The sequence below is a fragment of the Rhodococcus sp. IEGM 1381 genome, assembly GCF_030056795.1.
Classification (GTDB): Bacteria; Actinomycetota; Actinomycetes; order Mycobacteriales; family Mycobacteriaceae; genus Rhodococcoides.
Window position 1 is genome coordinate 211,381 of sequence record NZ_JASHKQ010000001.1, and the last position, 14,838, is coordinate 226,218.

General features: G+C 63.1%; 16 protein-coding genes. 10 read left to right on the forward strand and 6 right to left on the reverse strand.

The window, feature by feature from the left end; genetic code table 11:
- The first annotated feature begins 13 nt into the window (after positions 1-13).
- The 6 genes from hpaE to QM797_RS01065 are packed head-to-tail and all read left to right on the forward strand — an operon-like array spanning position 14 to position 6,953.
- Entirely contained in the window at positions 14-1,546 is a 1,533-nt protein-coding gene (gene hpaE / locus QM797_RS01040) for a 5-carboxymethyl-2-hydroxymuconate semialdehyde dehydrogenase (protein ID WP_283273284.1), read from the forward strand.
- A 33-nt stretch (positions 1,547-1,579) separates the two neighbouring features.
- Positions 1,580-2,731, forward strand: coding sequence for a 3,4-dihydroxyphenylacetate 2,3-dioxygenase (hpaD, locus tag QM797_RS01045; RefSeq protein WP_283273285.1), 1,152 nt, complete (start codon positions 1,580-1,582; stop codon positions 2,729-2,731).
- A 34-nt stretch (positions 2,732-2,765) separates the two neighbouring features.
- On the forward strand, positions 2,766-3,551 hold the full coding sequence (hpaH, locus tag QM797_RS01050; protein WP_283273286.1) for a 2-oxo-hept-4-ene-1,7-dioate hydratase: 786 nt from the start codon (positions 2,766-2,768) through the stop codon (positions 3,549-3,551).
- On the forward strand, positions 3,536-4,339 hold the full coding sequence (locus QM797_RS01055) for an HpcH/HpaI aldolase family protein (protein ID WP_283273287.1): 804 nt from the start codon (positions 3,536-3,538) through the stop codon (positions 4,337-4,339). The genes hpaH and QM797_RS01055 overlap by 16 nt, the downstream gene beginning before the upstream one ends.
- A 37-nt stretch (positions 4,340-4,376) precedes the next feature.
- On the forward strand, positions 4,377-5,783 hold the full coding sequence (locus QM797_RS01060; protein WP_283273288.1) for an aldehyde dehydrogenase family protein: 1,407 nt from the start codon (positions 4,377-4,379) through the stop codon (positions 5,781-5,783).
- A 51-nt stretch (positions 5,784-5,834) separates the two neighbouring features.
- Positions 5,835-6,953 (forward strand): NDMA-dependent alcohol dehydrogenase, encoded by a 1,119-nt coding sequence (locus tag QM797_RS01065; RefSeq protein ID WP_283275231.1) that lies wholly within the window; start codon positions 5,835-5,837, stop codon positions 6,951-6,953.
- Positions 6,954-6,975: 22 nt separating this feature from the next.
- On the opposite strand, the gene QM797_RS01070 is transcribed toward QM797_RS01065, so the two are convergent.
- Together QM797_RS01070 and QM797_RS01075 are read right to left on the reverse strand one after the other, a co-directional pair.
- Positions 6,976-7,200 (reverse strand): hypothetical protein, encoded by a 225-nt coding sequence (locus QM797_RS01070; RefSeq protein ID WP_283273289.1) that lies wholly within the window; start codon positions 7,198-7,200, stop codon positions 6,976-6,978.
- Positions 7,197-7,376, reverse strand: coding sequence for a hypothetical protein (locus QM797_RS01075; protein WP_283273290.1), 180 nt, complete (start codon positions 7,374-7,376; stop codon positions 7,197-7,199). The genes QM797_RS01070 and QM797_RS01075 overlap by 4 nt, the downstream gene beginning before the upstream one ends.
- Before the next feature lie 311 nt (positions 7,377-7,687).
- On the opposite strand from QM797_RS01075, the gene QM797_RS01080 reads away from it, so the two are divergent.
- Positions 7,688-8,140, forward strand: coding sequence for a MarR family winged helix-turn-helix transcriptional regulator (locus tag QM797_RS01080; RefSeq protein ID WP_283273291.1), 453 nt, complete (start codon positions 7,688-7,690; stop codon positions 8,138-8,140).
- Between the two features lies 1 nt (position 8,141).
- Here QM797_RS01080 and bla read toward each other — a convergent pair whose 3' ends face one another.
- A complete protein-coding gene (gene bla / locus QM797_RS01085) occupies positions 8,142-9,071 on the reverse strand; it encodes a class A beta-lactamase (protein ID WP_283273292.1) in 930 nt (309 codons plus the stop codon).
- Between the two features lie 103 nt (positions 9,072-9,174).
- Here bla and QM797_RS01090 point away from each other — a divergent pair, with 103 nt between their 5' ends.
- Both QM797_RS01090 and QM797_RS01095 read left to right on the forward strand, forming a co-directional pair.
- Positions 9,175-10,029, forward strand: coding sequence for a LysR family transcriptional regulator (locus QM797_RS01090; protein WP_283273293.1), 855 nt, complete (start codon positions 9,175-9,177; stop codon positions 10,027-10,029).
- Complete coding sequence (locus QM797_RS01095) at positions 10,026-10,931, forward strand: serine hydrolase (RefSeq protein ID WP_283273294.1); 906 nt, start codon at positions 10,026-10,028, stop codon at positions 10,929-10,931. The genes QM797_RS01090 and QM797_RS01095 overlap by 4 nt, the downstream gene beginning before the upstream one ends.
- On the opposite strand, the gene QM797_RS01100 is transcribed toward QM797_RS01095, so the two are convergent.
- The 3 genes from QM797_RS01100 to QM797_RS01110 form a co-directional block, all read right to left on the reverse strand.
- The gene (locus tag QM797_RS01100; RefSeq protein WP_283273295.1) at positions 10,904-11,602 is read right to left on the reverse strand and encodes a hypothetical protein; all 699 of its coding nucleotides are present in this window, start codon (positions 11,600-11,602) and stop codon (positions 10,904-10,906) included. The two genes, QM797_RS01095 and QM797_RS01100, sit on opposite strands and share 28 nt — an antisense overlap.
- Positions 11,603-11,767: 165 nt before the next feature.
- A complete protein-coding gene (locus QM797_RS01105) occupies positions 11,768-12,562 on the reverse strand; it encodes an endonuclease/exonuclease/phosphatase family protein (RefSeq protein ID WP_283273296.1) in 795 nt (264 codons plus the stop codon).
- Between the two features lie 195 nt (positions 12,563-12,757).
- On the reverse strand, positions 12,758-13,429 hold the full coding sequence (locus tag QM797_RS01110; RefSeq protein WP_283273297.1) for a GntR family transcriptional regulator: 672 nt from the start codon (positions 13,427-13,429) through the stop codon (positions 12,758-12,760).
- Between the two features lie 159 nt (positions 13,430-13,588).
- Between QM797_RS01110 and QM797_RS01115 the strand changes: the two genes are divergently transcribed.
- On the forward strand, positions 13,589-14,821 hold the full coding sequence (locus QM797_RS01115) for a sarcosine oxidase subunit beta family protein (RefSeq protein WP_283273298.1): 1,233 nt from the start codon (positions 13,589-13,591) through the stop codon (positions 14,819-14,821).
- The last annotated feature ends 17 nt before the right edge of the window (positions 14,822-14,838 follow it).

The following is a 14,838-nucleotide window of genomic DNA, read 5'->3' on the forward strand; positions in this document are numbered from 1 at the left end:
ACCTGGAGAATCCATGACCAATACCGTTGCCGCACAATCACAACACCACGTCCCCGCCGACCTGCCCGAGAAAATTCAGCACTACATCGGAGGTAAATTCGTCGACTCTATCGACGGCGCCACCTTCGAGGTATCGGATCCCGTCTCGAACGAGACATACGTTCGGGCCGCGGCAGGCAAGAAAGCCGACATCGACCACGCCGTGAACGCCGCAGCCCAGGCATTCGAGCAAGGTCCATGGCCGCGCATGCTGCCACGGGAACGTTCTCGGGTCCTGCACCGCATAGCCGACATCGTCGAGTCACACGACGCTCGCCTCGCCGAATTGGAATCGTTCGATTCCGGTCTGCCCATCACCCAGGCCCTCGGCCAAGCACGCCGTGCCGCCGAGAACTTCCGCTTCTTCGCAGACCTGATCGTGGCGCAATCCGACGATACCTACAAGGTGCCCGGCAGGCAGATCAACTACGTCAACCGAACACCTATCGGCGTCGCAGGACTGATCACGCCGTGGAACACCCCCTTCATGCTCGAGTCCTGGAAACTCGGTCCTGCCTTGGCAACCGGCAACACCGTCGTACTCAAGCCGGCCGAATTCACCCCGCTGTCCGCATCGCTGTGGGCCGGTATCTTCGAGGAAGCCGGACTGCCCGAGGGTGTGTTCAACCTCGTCAACGGACTCGGCGAAGAGGCCGGCGACGCGTTGGTCAAGCATCCCGACGTCCCACTGATCTCCTTCACCGGCGAATCGAGCACCGGACAGTTGATCTTCGCCAACGCAGCGCCGCACCTGAAGGGGCTGTCGATGGAACTCGGCGGCAAGAGCCCAGCAGTGGTGTTCGCCGACGCCGATCTCGACGCAGCCATCGATGCCACGATTTTCGGGGTCTTCTCCCTCAACGGTGAGCGCTGCACCGCAGGCAGTCGCATTCTCGTCGAGCGACCGATCTACGACGAGTTCATCGAACGCTATGCAGCACAGGCGAAGCGCGTCCGCGTCGGCTACCCCCACGACCCCTCGACCGAGGTCGGCGCACTGGTGCACACCGAGCACTACGACAAGGTCATGAGCTACATCGAGATCGGCAAGACCGAGGCCAGGCTCGTCGCCGGCGGTGGCCGCGCCGACGGCTTCGAGGTGGGCAACTTCGTCACACCGACCGTGTTCGCCGACGTGAAGCCCGACGCACGCATCTTCCAGGAGGAGATATTCGGACCGGTCGTCGCGATCACCCCGTTCGACAGCGACTCGGAGGCATTGGAATTGGCGAACGGTGTTCGCTACGGACTCGCTGCGTACATCTGGACCAACGATCTCAAGCGGGCCCACAACTTCTCACAATCGGTCCAGGCCGGCATGGTCTGGTTGAACTCCAACAATGTTCGCGATCTGCGTACGCCGTTCGGAGGAGTCAAGGCGTCCGGGCTCGGCCATGAGGGTGGCTACCGCTCCATCGACTTCTACACCCAGCAGCAAGCAGTGCACATCACTCTGGGGGAAGTTCACAACCCGACCTTCGGCAAAGCCGACTCCCAGCAGCACTGACTCAGCTCTCACCCACCAAGGACCACTACCGACATGACAATCACGCCCAACTCACCGGAGCCTGTTGTGACACAGACCAATCCGATTTGTCCGAAAAACGCTCTCGACACTCCCGCAGCCACTCCCCCGGACGTGCTCCGGTGCGCGTACATGGAACTCGTCGTCACCGACCTCGATCGTTCACGCAAGTTCTATGTGGACGTACTCGACCTCGTGGTCACAGAAGAAAGCGAGGATGCCGTCTACCTCCGCTCCTTCGAGGAGTTCATCCACCACAACCTGGTGCTACGCGAGGGACCGGTGGCCGGCGTTGCCGCATTTTCCTACCGCGTTCGCAGCCCGGAGGATCTCGACAGAGCGGTAGCTTTCTACACAGAGCTCGGATGCCGCGTCGAGCGTCGCGCAGACGGCTTCACCAAGGGCATCGGCGACTCCGTTCGAGTGGAAGACCCACTGGGCTTTCCGTACGAGTTCTTCCACGAGGTCGAACATGTCGAGCGCCTGGCCTGGCACTATCACCTGTACACCCCTGGCGCTCTGGTACGTCTCGACCACTTCAACCAGGTGACCCCGGACGTCCCACGCGCGGTCGCCTACATGGAGGATCTCGGGTTCCGCGTCACCGAAGACATTCAGGACGAGGCCGGCACGACGTACGCCGCGTGGATGCGTCGTAAGTCGACAGTCCACGACACTGCCATGACGGGCGGGGATGGGCCTCGAATGCACCACGTGGCCTTCGCAACTCACGAAAAGCACAACATCATCGCGATCTGCGACAAGCTCGGATCCCTGCGTATGTCCGATCACATCGAACGCGGCCCCGGCCGCCACGGGGTCTCGAACGCGTTCTACCTGTACCTGCGCGATCCCGACGGCCACCGAATCGAGATCTACACCCAGGACTACTACACCGGCGATCCCGACAACCCCGTCGTCACGTGGGACGTGCACGACAACCAGCGCCGAGACTGGTGGGGCACACCGGTCGTGCCGAGTTGGTACACCGATGCATCCATCGTCCTCGACCTCGACGGCAATCCCCGGCCGGTCATCGCGCGCACAGACGACTCCGAGATGGCGGTGACGATCGGAGCCGACGGGTTCTCGTACACCCGCAAGGAGGACACCGACGCGATGACGACGCGGAAGCAAGGCGAGTACAAACTCGGAAACCAGCTCTGAACCGGACCGAACACTCACAGGGACAGGATATTCGATGCTTCCAGCGCAGACTATCGCTGACATCGCCGATGAACTCGCCGCAGCCGAACGCACACGTTCGATGGTGCCGCGACTGACCGCGCGGTACCCCGAGATGACCGTCGAAGACTCGTATGCGGTGCAGAACGAGTGGCATCGACGGGGCATCGAAGCCGGGCGCAAGCATGTCGGACGCAAGATCGGCTTGACGAGCAAGGTGATGCAGGTTGCGACTGGCATCACCGAACCCGATTACGGTGCGATCTTCGACGATCAGGTGTACGAGAACGGATCGGTCATCGAGCACGATCGCTTCTCCAACGTGCGCATCGAAGTCGAGCTCGCATTCGTTCTGGGACAGGCGATAGACGGTCCATCGGCAACCATCTTCGACGTGCTGAAGGCAACCGACTACGTATTGCCGGCGCTGGAGATTCTCAGCTCCCGCATCGAAATGCCGGGCCGCACGATCGTCGACACCATCAGCGACAACGCCGCACTGGGCGCAATAGTGTACGGCGGCAACCCCGTTGCGCCATCCAGTGTGGACCTGCGATGGATCTCCGCGCTGCTGTATCGCAACGAGACGATCGAAGAATCCGGAGTAGCAGCGGCGGTGCTCAACCATCCCGCGACCGGGGTGGCGTGGTTGGCGAACAAGCTCGCCCAACACGGAGACCGTCTCGAAGCCGGCGAAATAGTGCTGGCCGGCTCGTTCACGCGGCCGATGTGGGTATACAAGGGCGACAGCGTCCTCGCGGACTACGGACCGATGGGAACCATCACATGTCGATTCTCCTGAAACCGACTTTCCGAGAAGCTATTCGGTCGGCGACCCGGACACTCTACGGTGGCTGGATCACGACCGGATCACCCGTAGCTGCGGAGATCATGGCCGGTTCTGGACTGGACTGGGTCCTGATCGACATGGAGCATGCACCCAACGGCCTCGAATCGGTTCTGGCACAGCTCTATGCGGTGTCTGCCTACGATGTCACCCCGGTGGTCCGGGTTCCGTTCGGCGACGGCGTGATCATCAAACAGGTGCTCGATCTCGGCGTCCAGAACATTCTCGTACCGATGATCTCGACGGCAGATCAGGCCGGTCGGGTGACCGAGGCCGCACAGTATCCACCGCTGGGCCGGCGCGGAGTCGGAAGTGCGCTTGCTCGCTCGGCGCGGTGGAACAGAGTCGAGAACTACCTCGACGATGCCGCCCGACATGTCTCTGTTTTCGTTCAGATCGAAAGCGTCGAGGCGGTGGACAATGCACGATCGATCGCCCAGACGGAAGGGGTCGACGGCATCTTCGTCGGACCGAGCGATCTCGCTGCATCCATGGGGCTACTTGGTCGGCAGAGCCACCCCGATGTGGTTGCGGCCGTGAAGGAAACCTTCGCACAGGTCGCACAATGCGAAAAGCCCTTCGGCGTCAATGCATTCGACCCGGTCCAGGCCGACGACTACGTTCGCAGCGGTGCCGAGTTCGCCCTGGTCGGTGCGGACGCAGCGCTGCTTGCACGCGGTTCCGAAGAACTCGCACAACGTTTCATCACCTCTCCCGGCCAGCCAGCACCCGACAGCTATTGAGCCCCGGAGTCCATGTCCCCGAGCCTGAGGATCGATCATGACTATCACCTACGCCACTCTTCTCTCCGAGATCACGACACCCGACGGTCGCGATATTTTCGACCCCGCAACCGGTGAACTCGTCGGAAAGGCACCGTTCCGCTCCGTGGAGGTGCTCGACGCAGCTGTCGCCCGAGCCAAAGCGGCGCAGCCGTCCTGGGCCGCGCGCACCGATGAGGAGCGGCAATCGTTGCTCGTCCGGGCGGCCGACGCGATCGACGCTGCCACCGAACCCCTCGCGGAGCTGCTTTCTCGCGAACAGGGCAAGCCGCTCAACGGCCCCAATGCTCGCTTCGAGGTCGGCGCCTGCGCAAACTGGCTTCGGGCCACTGCGGCAACCGATCTCCCGGGCCGGACCTTGATCGACGATGGCGAGACACATGCCGAGATCCACTACCGTCCGTTGGGCGTCGTGGGCGCGATCGGGCCGTGGAATTGGCCGATGATGATCTCGATCTGGCAGATCGCGCCCTCGCTGAGGATGGGCAACACCGTTGTGGTGAAGCCCTCGGAGTACACGCCGCTGAGCGTTCTCGCCCTCGCACACGTTCTGGGAACGGTGCTGCCGGATGATGTCGTCAATGTCGTTGCCGGAGAGGGTGATCTTGGCGCTCGCCTGTCGAGCCATCCCGATATCGCAAAGTTGATGTTCACCGGGTCCACCCGTACCGGTCAGGCGATCATCAAGAGCTCGGCCGAGACCGTCAAGCGTTTGACCCTGGAGTTGGGCGGCAACGACGCCGGCATCGTGCTCGCCGACGTGGACCCGAAAGCCATTGCGCAGGATCTATTCTGGGGCGCATTTATCAACACCGGGCAGACGTGCGCAGCGCTCAAGCGGTTGTACGTGCACGCGGATGTCTACGAGGACGTCTGCCGGGAACTTGTCGAGGTTGCGAAGACGACCCCGATGGGTCGTGGTCTGGACGAGGACAACGTACTCGGGCCGCTGCAGAACAAGGCTCAGTTCGACATTGTTGCGGGGCTGGTGGCCGAGGCCAAGAGTTCCGGCGCAACGATTCTCACCGGAGGTACACCCGAAGCCGACGCTCCGGGATATTTCTACCCGACGACGCTGGTGTCGGACATCGACAACTCCAACCCATTGGTGACCCAGGAGCAGTTCGGGCCTGCGCTTCCGATCGTTCGCTTCGAGACGGTGGACGAGGCCGTCGACATGGCCAACGGCATCGACGTCGGACTCGGTGCCTCGGTGTGGAGCGCCGATCTCGATACGGCGCGCACCGTCGCGGCACGCATCCAAGCCGGCACCGTGTGGATCAATTCACACGGCGGAGTGCACCCGATGATCCCCTTCGGCGGAGTCAAGAAGTCCGGATACGGACTCGAATTCGGAATTGAGGGCCTCGCGGCCGTGTCGGCACCTCAGGTCATCAACGGCTGAAGCGCACAACGTTTCGCCTCCTCCATCCCTTCGAAAGGAACAGCCATGCCCATCACCACCCGCACCTCTGTCATTCGCCAGGCTCCTGGAAAGTACGAAACGATCGAGGTGGAACTGGACGACCCACGCCAGAACGAGGTGACGGTCAAACTGGTCGCTGCCGGCCTGTGCCATTCGGACGATCACAACGCCACCGGCGATGTCCCTGTCGGTGTCTATCCCTACGCAGGCGGGCACGAGGGCTCGGGAATCATCGAAGCCGTCGGACCCGATACCCCGGGATTCGAGGTCGGCGATCACATCGTCTTCTCCTTCCTCCCCGCGTGTGGCCGGTGTGAGTTCTGTGCTCGCGGATTGTCCAATCTGTGCGATCTCGGCGCGTCACTGCTGACAGGTGCGCGCGCCGAGGACCCCACGAGCTTCCGGATGCACCACAACGGCGAGCCGGTGGGGCAACAGTGCGGCATTTCGACGTTCAGCGAGTACACGACGGCATCGGTCTCCTCGGTGGTGAAGGTGGACAAGTCCCTGCCGCTCAAACCAGCCGCGTTGCTCAGTTGCGGGGTACCGACCGGCTGGGGTTCAGCAGTCAATTCCGCTGCCGTACGACCGGGTGACACGGTCATCGTCATGGGCATCGGCGGAATCGGTGCCAACGCGGTGCAAGGTGCAGTACACGCCGGTGCGACGAATGTGATTGCGGTCGATCCGGTTCCGTTCAAGCTGAAGAAGGCGCGAGAATTCGGTGCCACGGATACCTTCGAGACCATCGAAGATGCAACCGAATTCGCGCGCTCGCTGACCAACGGTCAAGGTGCTGATGCCACGATCATCACCATCGGAATCATCAACGGTGATCACGTCGCGCAGGCACTCGATTCCATTCGCAAGGCCGGCACCGTCGTACTCACCGGCCTCGGCGACATCACCCAGGCCGGTGCCCCGATTCTTCTCGGCGACCTCACCTTGATGCAGAAGCGACTGCAGGGATCGCTGTTCGGGGAGGCAAATCCGAGACGCGATATCCCCAACCTCGCGCGAATGTACCAGCGCGGTCAGCTCAAGCTCGACGAGCTCATCACCAAGGAGTACACACTCGACCAGGTGGCCGAGGCGTACGAGGACATGCATGCGGGAAGGAACATTCGCGGCATCATCGTTTTCGACTGATGTGATCGACAGGTCGAACTGATCACGAGTCGGGCAACGGTGCGTCGGCCGAGTCGATCTTCTGTTCGCGCAATGCTTCCCAAAATACGGTCGGAACTTTCTCGGTCCACGCAGCGATGTCCTCGGCGGTGCGGCTGGGTCGCGTTGCGCCGGGGATCACTGCTGCCACGGCCGAGTGATCGAGAAGCGTGTAACGGCCGGCGAGCAGGAAGGCGTCGGGCTGCGGCTCGTCGAGATCGAGTGTCATCTCGAGCGGTTCGACGCGGTTCGACGCGGTTCGACGCGGTTGACGCCGATGCCCCACCCATCGATGACGCCTTCGTCGCGCAGTGGTGCGAGCACGCGGAACGCGCCGGTGCGCGCGCTCTCGTACACGTGCACCCACTCGTAACCGTAGAAGTCCTGGCCGTGTCGTGTACCCATACGATGTCGAGTCGGTCGGTCGTCGATCGATCGAGACTGTCGTCGATGGACCGCATCGTGGCGTCGGCGCTGAGGTGCCCTGGTCCCACGCCGCGCCCGCTGCCTCTGCGGCTTCGTCGGGGATGGCACGGAACATGTTTCCGAGCGGTGCGCGGTACCGAAACCGAGGGCGGAGGGCAGTTAGTGGGAGATCGTCATCAGGTGCGTCCCATCTTGTGAGCCCGAGCGGGTAAAAATAGTTGTAGACGCCGATTATTTGCAAGCGCGGTATGGTGGTTGGTCACGAGTACAGGTATCGAGAGGCACGACACATGAGCGCACACGACCCCGCCCTGACTGCCCTTGCGCAGAATTGGCTTGCGCTTGCGGTTTTGCACGGACGCATCGAAAGCCGCATCGAGCGTGCGCTGCAGACCAACCACAACCTCAGCGCGCGCGAGTATTGGCTGCTCGACGTCCTTGGCAGGCAGCACGACGGGGTCGGCGGCCACCTCCAGATGAAGCAGGTGGCCGACGCCGTCGTGCTGAGCCAGAGCGCGACGACTCGCCTGGTCACTCGACTCGAGGATCGGGGGCTGCTCACGCGGTACTTGTGCCCCACCGATCGCCGAGGTATCTACACCGACGTCAGCGAAGAAGGCCTGACCCTGCTCGAGGCCGCGCGGCCGACCAACGATGCGGCGTTGCGCGAGGCTCTCGACGAAGCATCCGACGAGCCGGATCTCGTTCCATTGGTCGACGCCGTACGACGCGCCGAGGGCTGATTCACTCCACCTGTTCCACGGCCGCTCTGGTCGCGTCGGCCACCAAGGGGTTCATCGCCGGCGAGTCTTCCACCCCCGACGTCGTCGCACTGAGCACGACCAGCAGGATCCTCTGCCCGTCCGGTCCGAACAGCAGTCCGGCATCGTTGGAGACGCCGTAGCTTCCGGTGCCGGTCTTGTCGGCCGAAGTCCATTGCGGCGCAATGCCCGCCCGGAACCGGGCGGTGGACGTCGCGGTGTCGCCCATCCACTCGAGCAGTTGCTTGCGCGAGGCCTCGGTCAGAACATCGCCGTCGAGCAGGGTTCGGTAGCCGGCAGCCAACGAGTTGGGTGTCGTGGTGTCTCGTGGATCACCCGGGATTGCCGTGTTCAATTCCGGCTCGGTGCGATCGAGGCGAAATTCGGTGTCACCGAGTGATCGCGCGAAGTCGGTGAGCGACGCGGTCCCGCCTGCCTCGCGAATCAGCAGATTGCCGGATGTGTTGTCGCTCTTGGTCAGTGCGGCCGCTGCCAAGTCTGCGATCGTGACAACCGACCCTGCGTCCCAATCGACCGCCGATTCGGGCACCTTGTCCTCGGCGGTGATCGTTCTGGTGTCGGTGAGCTGTAACGTGCCGGCATCGACGGCAGCGAGTACGGCACCGACGGCATACACCTTGAAGGTGGAGCAGAACGCGAAACGTTCGTCGCCGCGGTAGCTCCGAGTGGAACCGGTCGCGAGATCGAGCACGCTGACGCCGAGCCGCGCAGTGTCCCTGGCCTCGAGTTCGAGATATACCTTTTCGGCACTGGACTCTTCGCTCGCGGACTGAGACACACTCGTGTCGGGCTGCGGTGGTTCGGCGGTGGCCGTCGAGGAACAGGCAACTCCGGCGGTCAGCGCCGCCGCTGCGATCACGGTGATCAATCGGGTGGATGTCGAGGTACGCATGGGGTCATGCGATCACACCCGCTCGCCTCCGAGCCAAGTCCCGAGGCACTGCAGCGTCATTCCTCTTCGGTATCGCGGCAGGTCGACGTGTTTCAATAGGTCGGTGGATCTTGTTCGCCATCTCGAGTATTTCGTCGCCGTCGCCGAGGAACGCCACTTCGGCCGCGCAGCGGCCACTCTGGGCGTGACGCAGCCACCCGTGTCTCGGGCGATCAAGGCCTTGGAGAAGCACCTCGGTCTCGTACTCGTGGAGCGGACACCCGACGGTGCCGCCATCACCGAACATGGGGCTGCGCTGCTGCCACGGGCTCGCTTGATCGTCGACGACGCACGCCGATTGACCACCACGGCAGAGTCACTCACCGCGTCCAAGACGGTCCGCATCGGCCTCATCCCCCAACTGGACGATGCTTTGGCCGCCCGCATCGCCGCGTCCGTCGGAGTCCAAGTGCGGGTGGAGACCGGCGGAGCAGTGTCCTTGCTGGACCGTGTGCGATCACACGAACTCGACGTTGCAGTGATCGATCACCCGGTGGTACTCGATCGATTGGTGGCCGGACCAGTCATCGCGTTACCCCGGCGGGTCAGCGTTCCTGTCGGTCACAGGTCGGCCCGAGCAGAGCGGCCGCGACTGACCATGTTGTCCGACCTCGCCCTCGCCACCACGCCGCGGGCTGCGAATCCACCTGCACACGACCTGCTGCTCGATGCGTTTCGCCGCCACGCCCTCGATCCAGAGGTGTTCTTTGCGAACACCTTTCGCGCCGTCACGATCAGCGTTGCGTCAGGTCGATGTTTCGGGCTCGTACCTGCCACGAGTCCGGTACTGCCAGGCACCGATCATCTCGATCTCTCTTCCGACGACGTTGCTCTGCGAGTGCGTATCGTGCGCCGCAACGAGGAGGAAGAGTCTCTGGTGAATCTCATCGATCGAATCCTGTTGCAGGCCGACAAGTGAATACGATCGACGAACAGCTGCGCGCCGTATTCGCCGACGCAGGCTGTCGCGGTTGGGCACGCGCCGAACGGATCGACGGCACCGGCACGGTCGTCGACTACGAGGGAGACGACGCCGTCGTCGCCGCGTCGGTGTGGAAGATGGTTCTGCTCGTTGCCGCGGCGCGCGAATTCGACGAGGGATCCTTGACTGCAACAGATTCGGTGCGGCTCGTTCCGGGGCAGTGCAGTCCCGGGCCGACGGGCATCGCAAGCTACGCGGATCCGGTGACCATGAGTTGGCGAGACATCGCTCGATCGATGATCACAGTCTCCGACAATGCCGCTGCCGACGCACTTCTCGGCGCAGTGGGGCTCGATGCACTCGCCCGGGTGATTGACGATCTCGGGCTCGAACACACGCGCATCGTAGGTGGCACGAAACAACTGGGTGATCAGATCGTCCGGGATACCGGCCGGTTGAACGCGGACGAAGCAGTGGGCTTACTGGCCAGCAACTACACAGTGGTCGACAGCTCGGGCTTCGATCCGGCGTACACCTCGTGCACCACCCCCCGTGACAGCAACACCGTTCTGCGCTCGATCTGGCTGGGCACCGCGGCATCGCCGGCGCAGTGCCGGTATATGAAAGAGGTTCTGTCTCAGCAAGTATGGCCGCACAGAATCCGTAGCGGAATCCCGTACCCGGATGTGCAGGTCGCGGGCAAGACCGGCACCATCGGCCCCATTCGCAACGAGGTTGCCGTGGTGTCGTTTCCAGGCGAGAAGCCCGTCGCAGTGTCGGTGTTCACCAGGGCAGCGCGGATGGACCTGTACCTCCCGCTGGTCGATCAGGCCATCGGCCATGCGGCCAGGATCGCAGTGACGGCGGTACGTCAGGCACCGCACTCGGGAACGCCATGACCGGATCGGCACCACGTGTTCACCCCAGGAGCGTCGCCCAGATCGTAGGTCATCAACACACGGGTGTCGTTGTACCCGATACTCGGCGAGGCCTCGAATCGTTTGCCCTCGTACAGCGTTCCGCCCAGTCCGTCACCGGCCAGGAACGTGCGTTCCAGCAGCGTGACGACCACGCCGTCTTCCTTGTCGTCACCGATCGGCGTGTAGGTGGCCGTCCAGGTTTCGACGTCGCAGCAACTCGCTCCGGTGGTGAACGTGCTGCTCGCCGGGTCAGGATCCAGATGAAGAATGCTTGCGTGCCGCTGCCAATCCCCCATGATCGTCGACACGAGGTCATCACCATCGGGGGTCGATGCGGGAGGAATCTCCGGCTGCACCGGATCCTGAACGGGCGGCTCGACCGCTATGGGCTGAGCAGAGGGCTGAACAACGGTCGGCGGCGGAACCGACGCGTCGATAGGTCCTGACCCATCGCTGGCATCCGGTTCATCGGCCACCGGACTCTCCCATGGCGTGTTCTCCACCGGAGCCGCTGGTTGGGCACCGACCCCCTGGGTGGACGTCGTAACTGCCTGCGGCGCGGGCCCAGCATCATGGTCGCCGCATGCCGTCAGGGCGGCGATGGCCACCACCGTCAACAGGGCGGATCCGATCGAAGAACGCACTCTCATGACGACTCCCCACTCGCGACGAACATCGTGCCCGGTCTATCGCCTCGGGCTCGACTCCGTTACTTGCGCTAAGCAGATCACGCTTAGGTAACAGTGTTCTTCAGCGCCGTCTCGCGCTGTCAGCATCCGGCAAGACTTCACGGCACTGACATCTGCCGCACGCGTTCATAGTTCGAGCAGCAGTGCCCGGTGATCGGATACTTCCGGTTGCTGTACTACTTCGAAGTGCCGCACAGCGTCCAACCGAGAGACCAAGAAGTAGCTGGCACTGCGAATCGGCTTACCGTAAAGCGACGTTCGAGTATCGGATTCGCCCACCAGGTCGATCATTCCGTGCCGACCCAACAGCTGGAAGGTGGCACTCGTCGGCAGCAGGTTCAAGTCGCCGCACAGCGCCACGATGTCGCTCGTCGAGTGCATCTGTTCGACGATGGCCGACAGTCGACGAGCTTGATCTGCACGAGCGGGAGTGTCGTGCTTACCCGCCGGATCACGGAGCCCGTGAAGCTGGACAACCGATACGGTTCGATTGCTCGACGGGTCTCGCACAGTAACGGTGAGCGCCGCCCGAGGACGGTCCTCGACAGTCCAATCGACGTGGTTCACGAACTCCGAATGAACGAAACGCGCATCGAGACCCACAATCGGGAAGTCGTCGCGCACCCACGTCGCGATACCGAAGTCCTGACGCCACCGCGTTCCGTCGAGATCGGTGACCGGCCCGGCGTCGTGGGCTATGAAATGCGATCTGTGTCCCTTCAGCACCGATGAGATGTCGTCGAACAGATTCAACCGCTGCGGCAACGTACGTTCCCCATCCGAAAAGGTCGCCCAGCCCGACCCGCCCGGAGTGCGCGTCACCTCCTGGACACAGAGAACGTCTGCATCGACTCCCCTGACCCATGGGATCAGGACGTCATGTTCGGCACCGCCCCAGGCGTTGATCGATATCACCTTCACCGCGCGAGCGTATCGGCCACTCAACACCTGCGCCACTGAATATCATTCCTGTGCATACAGATTCACGAGCGGGTTGCGAGCCCAACGTCGTGTACAGAGCAAACGATCGAGGCCATAGTGGTCGCCGGCGTCAGTACACCCCGGCAATGTACGCGATCTCGACCGCACTGAGAGGTGCCGCCGAGCGTGCTGCGACTACAACAGTTCCCTGATGGCGTTCTCGAACCCGGTGACGTGTTCGAGGGTCAGTTCGGCAGCCGTGTCGGCGTCACCGTCGATGATGGCCTGCAGCAACGCGACATGCTCACGAACATGGCCGGCGACGTTCGGTAGTCGGTCGAGGAACAGGCACCAGATGCGGGTGGCGTGGGCGTCGAGACTGACCAGGATGTCCTCGAGGTGCGGATTTCCCGAGGCCCGGTAGATCTCCCGATGCACCGCAACATCTTTCCGCAGCACCTCGCGCGAATCGTCGGTGTCGTCGATGCTCGCGATCGAGGACGCGAGCTCTGCCAGCCGATCGCGCGACGCACGCGTGGCCGTACGCGCCGCACGCGCCGAGGCTGCAGGCTCGAGCTGCTTACGAATCTCGGAGATGTTGGCCAGGTCGGTCATGTCGACGGCGGTCGCGAAGGTTCCGCGGCGGGGGTACGCAACAACGAGTCGCTCGCGTTCGAGTCGTTTGAGACCCTCACGGATCGGCGTACGTCCCAACCCCAACTGCTCGGCCAGGCGATCGTCGTTGATGGGTTCGCCCGGACGAATTTCCAGCATGATCAGCTGCTCACGCACTATTTCGTACGCTCGATCGGCGTTGGTACCGGTGGACTGCACTGCATCGATCACCGGTGGAATTCCGATTGTCATCTGCTCTGCTCACTCCCGGTCGATGCCCCGCCCTTGACGGCCCTGCTTCGTGATCTTACTCTATTGGCATCTTGATATATCAGTTCTAGATCATTGATCTCCCAGAAGGGTGGTCACCTTGACGCAGAACTACGCGCCCGACCTGACGGAAGGCTACCGATGACCGCACCCACACCGGGCGCACATCTGCCCGATCACCCGGACTTCCTGTGGCGCAACCCCGAACCGAAGAAGTCGTACGACGTCGTGATCATCGGCGGCGGCGGGCACGGCCTGGCCACCGCGCACTATCTCGCCAAAAACCACGGCATCACCAATGTCGCTGTGCTGGAGAAGGGTTGGCTCGCCGGGGGAAACATGGCGCGCAACACCACCCTGATCCGCTCCAACTATCTGTGGGACGAGAGCGCGCGCATCTACGAGCACTCACTGAAACTGTGGGAGGGACTCGCCGACGATCTCGACTACCCCATCCTGTTCAGCCAGCGCGGCGTCCTCAACCTCGCGCACAGCCTGCAGGACGTGCGAGACAGCGTGCGACGCGTCGAGGCCAACCGACTCAACGGCATCGACGCGCAGTGGGTCGACCCCGACGAGGTCAAGAAGCTGTGCCCGATCGTCAACATCTCCAGCGACATTCGCTATCCGGTACTCGGCGCGACATACCAACCGCGCGCCGGCATCGCCAAGCACGACTACGTCGCCTGGGGATTTGCCCGACGCGCCGACGCGGCCGGTATCGACATCATCCAGAACTGTGAGGTCACCGGTTTCACCACCGACGGCAACCGCGTCACCGGGGTGAAGACGACGCGCGGCGACATCGCCACCGGCCAGGTCGCTCTCTGCGCGGCCGGTCACACCTCGACGTTGACGGACATGCTCGGCATCAAGACTCCCTTGCAGAGTCACCCACTGCAGGCCCTGGTCTCGGAGCTGCTCGAGCCGGTCCACCCCACGGTGGTCATGTCGAATGCCGTGCACGTCTATGTCTCCCAGGCACACAAGGGCGAACTGGTGATGGGCGCAGGCGTCGACTCCTACAACGGTTACGGCCAGCGCGGGGCGTTCCACATCATCGAACGACAGATGGCAGCTGCGGTCGAGTTGTTCCCCATCTTCGCCCGCGCGCATCTGCTGCGCACCTGGGCCGGCATCGTGGACGTGTGTCCCGACGCCTCACCCATCGTCGGGCGCACGCCGTTCGACAACGTGTTCCTCAATTGTGGCTGGGGCACAGGTGGATTCAAGGCCACCCCCGGTGCCGGTTGGTGCCTGGCCGACACCATCGCCAACGACGAGGTGCACGAGTACATCGCACCGTTCAGTCTGGACCGATTCGTCACCGGCGCGCTGGTGGACGAGCACGGCGCAGCGGGCGTTGCTCACTAGGCTCGCCGCCCCGGCAC

What these genes read in the sequence shown, in the direction of transcription:
- hpaE (WP_283273284.1), top strand. Translation starts at nt 14, where the DNA reads ATGACCAATACCGTTGCCGCACAATCACAACACCACGTCCCCGCCGAC.
- hpaD (WP_283273285.1), top strand. Translation starts at nt 1,580, where the DNA reads ATGACAATCACGCCCAACTCACCGGAGCCTGTTGTGACACAGACCAAT.
- hpaH (WP_283273286.1), top strand. Translation starts at nt 2,766, where the DNA reads ATGCTTCCAGCGCAGACTATCGCTGACATCGCCGATGAACTCGCCGCA.
- QM797_RS01055 (WP_283273287.1), top strand. Translation starts at nt 3,536, where the DNA reads ATGTCGATTCTCCTGAAACCGACTTTCCGAGAAGCTATTCGGTCGGCG.
- QM797_RS01060 (WP_283273288.1), top strand. Translation starts at nt 4,377, where the DNA reads ATGACTATCACCTACGCCACTCTTCTCTCCGAGATCACGACACCCGAC.
- QM797_RS01070 (WP_283273289.1), bottom strand. Translation starts at nt 7,200, where the DNA reads ATGACACTCGATCTCGACGAGCCGCAGCCCGACGCCTTCCTGCTCGCC.
- QM797_RS01075 (WP_283273290.1), bottom strand. Translation starts at nt 7,376, where the DNA reads ATGGGTACACGACACGGCCAGGACTTCTACGGTTACGAGTGGGTGCAC.
- QM797_RS01080 (WP_283273291.1), top strand. Translation starts at nt 7,688, where the DNA reads ATGAGCGCACACGACCCCGCCCTGACTGCCCTTGCGCAGAATTGGCTT.
- bla (WP_283273292.1), bottom strand. Translation starts at nt 9,071, where the DNA reads ATGCGTACCTCGACATCCACCCGATTGATCACCGTGATCGCAGCGGCG.
- QM797_RS01100 (WP_283273295.1), bottom strand. Translation starts at nt 11,602, where the DNA reads ATGAGAGTGCGTTCTTCGATCGGATCCGCCCTGTTGACGGTGGTGGCC.
- QM797_RS01110 (WP_283273297.1), bottom strand. Translation starts at nt 13,429, where the DNA reads ATGACAATCGGAATTCCACCGGTGATCGATGCAGTGCAGTCCACCGGT.
- QM797_RS01115 (WP_283273298.1), top strand. Translation starts at nt 13,589, where the DNA reads ATGACCGCACCCACACCGGGCGCACATCTGCCCGATCACCCGGACTTC.